Source organism: Bacteroides sp. GD17 (genome assembly GCF_038448625.1).
In the GTDB taxonomy this organism is placed as follows: Bacteria; Bacteroidota; Bacteroidia; order Bacteroidales; family Bacteroidaceae; genus Bacteroides.
Window position 1 is genome coordinate 1 of the sequence record NZ_JBCEZS010000048.1, and the last position, 2,362, is coordinate 2,362.

At 36.5% G+C, this 2,362-nt stretch carries 3 protein-coding genes and 1 pseudogene; 3 read left to right on the forward strand and 1 reads right to left on the reverse strand.

Translation table 11 applies throughout. The features are described from left to right. From AAE250_RS23450 to AAE250_RS23460, 3 genes and pseudogenes are all read left to right on the forward strand, one after another. A pseudogene (locus tag AAE250_RS23450) lies at window positions 1–254 on the forward strand (replication initiation protein); the annotation flags it as partial. A gap of 84 nt (window positions 255–338) precedes the next feature. Beyond that, window positions 339–1,358: a DUF4848 domain-containing protein gene (locus tag AAE250_RS23455; protein WP_117589890.1), complete on the forward strand. Its 1,020-nt coding sequence runs from the start codon at window positions 339–341 to the stop codon at window positions 1,356–1,358. After that, the gene (locus AAE250_RS23460) at window positions 1,355–1,999 is read left to right on the forward strand and encodes an FKBP-type peptidyl-prolyl cis-trans isomerase (RefSeq protein ID WP_342289497.1); all 645 of its coding nucleotides are present in this window, start codon (window positions 1,355–1,357) and stop codon (window positions 1,997–1,999) included. Before AAE250_RS23455 ends, AAE250_RS23460 begins: the two co-directional genes overlap by 4 nt. Window positions 2,000–2,048: 49 nt before the next feature. Here AAE250_RS23460 and AAE250_RS23465 read toward each other — a convergent pair. Further along, a partial coding sequence (locus tag AAE250_RS23465; RefSeq protein WP_342289498.1) for a hypothetical protein occupies window positions 2,049–2,362 on the reverse strand: 314 nt, incomplete at its 5' end.

Here is a 2,362-nt window from a genome sequence, read left to right on the forward strand (position 1 = left end):
AGCTGGAAGTAAAAGAACTTCAAGCAAAAGTAACGGCACGTCATCAGATAGACAGCCATGTGTATGAATACCTCCGTTACTCCTGCAGCTTCACATCGGAAGAAATAAACCGCAACAAGGAAACATTCATAACAGCACAAGAAAAGATAGCCGACCTTATCGGAGAACTGGCTATTCTGAACGGTAAATCAAGAGGTAAGAACAACCCTAAAGGGTGGATAATTAATGCTCTCAAAGGAAAAATCAATGATTGAATTATGGGCAGTTGTTATAAATGTCGTATCTTTGCCCTATAAATTTATAAAATACTCACATGTTTTAATTAAATCTATTTAATTATGAAAAAGTTCTATTTAGGTTTAGTATCTTTAATGCTAATTATGCTTCATTCTTGTAGTCAAGACGAGCTTGAGAGTACACCGATTAATGAGCCACAAGCCATAAAGGTTGTAAATATTATCGATGGGAATATTTCTACAGCAAACACCAGAACTGATGACGCCAATTATGCAACTATGGCTTTACAATTCAGCTCCGAAGCAGAGGTGCAAGAATTATTAGATGATTTAAAAGAAATGTCTATTGATGAAAGACTTAAATTCACAGATTCTTTAGGATTTATATCCTTAGAAAAACTACTCAGAGTAGCAGATGAAGAATTAGATAGCCTTGGCGCTTCTGCCACAAGTGAGGCAGATTTTAGAGTAAAACATGCCGCATATAAAGAGAAGTACAGCAATTTTTTCATTTTCAATAATCAACAAGAGGATGATTTATCCCCCTATATTCCAACATCAGAAGAAGGGGATATTTATGCCTTTTTAGTAGGAGAAAATCATAAAATAGTAATAGGAAATGTTATTTACGACATTAACTTCTCTGACACTATGAGGGAAGAGGATGCTTTACTTTATTGTAATAACCTAAAAAATGACAATGAAGTGTCAACCAGAGCAGAAAACATACCAGTTAATAGCTTTAAAATCATATCTGGGAGTAAGAAAACGACCTTTTCTGGCTCTGTAAAATATGAAAATTTGGGGGCTGAGGGCACTCCTAAATTGTACAAACTTTATTATCATTTTGGTGCCCAAAAGAAAATGTGGTATGGTTGGAAACGGGATTCAGCCAGAGACTTTGCCATTACAAGTAAGAACAATACCAATCGTTTTATAGGCAACGCTGGTGGAAATATCAACGTCTATGCCAATTATTATTTAGGAAGACCAACAGATGTATTTTCAGAGTTAGCTTATGTTTGGACGGACATGACGCTCAAAGACGCAAATGGAACTGCAACATACGACAAGAATAAAGCATATAAATGTCAAATCAATATGTCTTATAATAACCAATGAAACAGATATTTTACATTCTTGCGTTATTAGCACTTTCTATATCGACCATTTCTTGTGAAGAAAAAGAAGAAGCTACAAAGTATGACGATTGGAAGGAACGTAATCAATCTTTTTGCGACTCAATAGCAGAACTGGCAGGTGAAAATTACGTTGCTACATTAGAACAGATAAAAAATGTCAAAGAAGGGGAATTGTTTATACTGCAGGATGTAATCAGTAGTACCAATAAAGCAGATGCATACATTTATTGTAAGAAGCTTGTAGCAAACCCTGAAGGGGAAAGACCTTTTTGGCTAAGTACGGTTAATGTATATTATTGTGGGACCTTAATCAATGGAGAGAAATTCGGAGGCAACTTTAATGGTTATACCGCACTGGATAAAGAAATTTCCACTCCTTTTGAAAAGTATCCATCAAAAGATTTTGATGTAACAACACAATTTACTATTAGCTCAGATGAACCGTATTACTTAACTACTGGTTGGTGTACATTTTTACAATATATGCATACGGGAGAACGTTGGCTAATTCATGTGCCGTGGAAGTCCGCTTATGGTGCAGAAGGTAAAGATAATGTTCTTGGATATTCTGTTTTGACTTTTGACGTTACTTTAGAATCTATCGCAGTATTAAGGCGATAAAGAATATTACATACCATGTTTAAGTTCTAAAATAGGCGGAAATTTCCGCCTATTTTATTGTTGTATCTTCATTCATCTGCTGTTGGTAATACTCGTAATACCGTTTGTAGTTATCCCGGTCTTTGGCAGCATCCACCCACAAATAACACATGAGGCAGGCAAACAAGAGGGAGATAACGGCACAGAGAATGGAGTAGAACGAAACCCGTTTATCCACATAGCCACCGTTTTTCATCCTGTTCCCCTGCTGTTCAAAGTCCGCTAACACGTTTTTTAGGTGTTTTTCAGCACTTTCAAGGCTTTCCCCGTCTATCTGTACCCTTTGGGCTGTTGCGTCCTCTATACGTTTCGTATAGGCTTCCA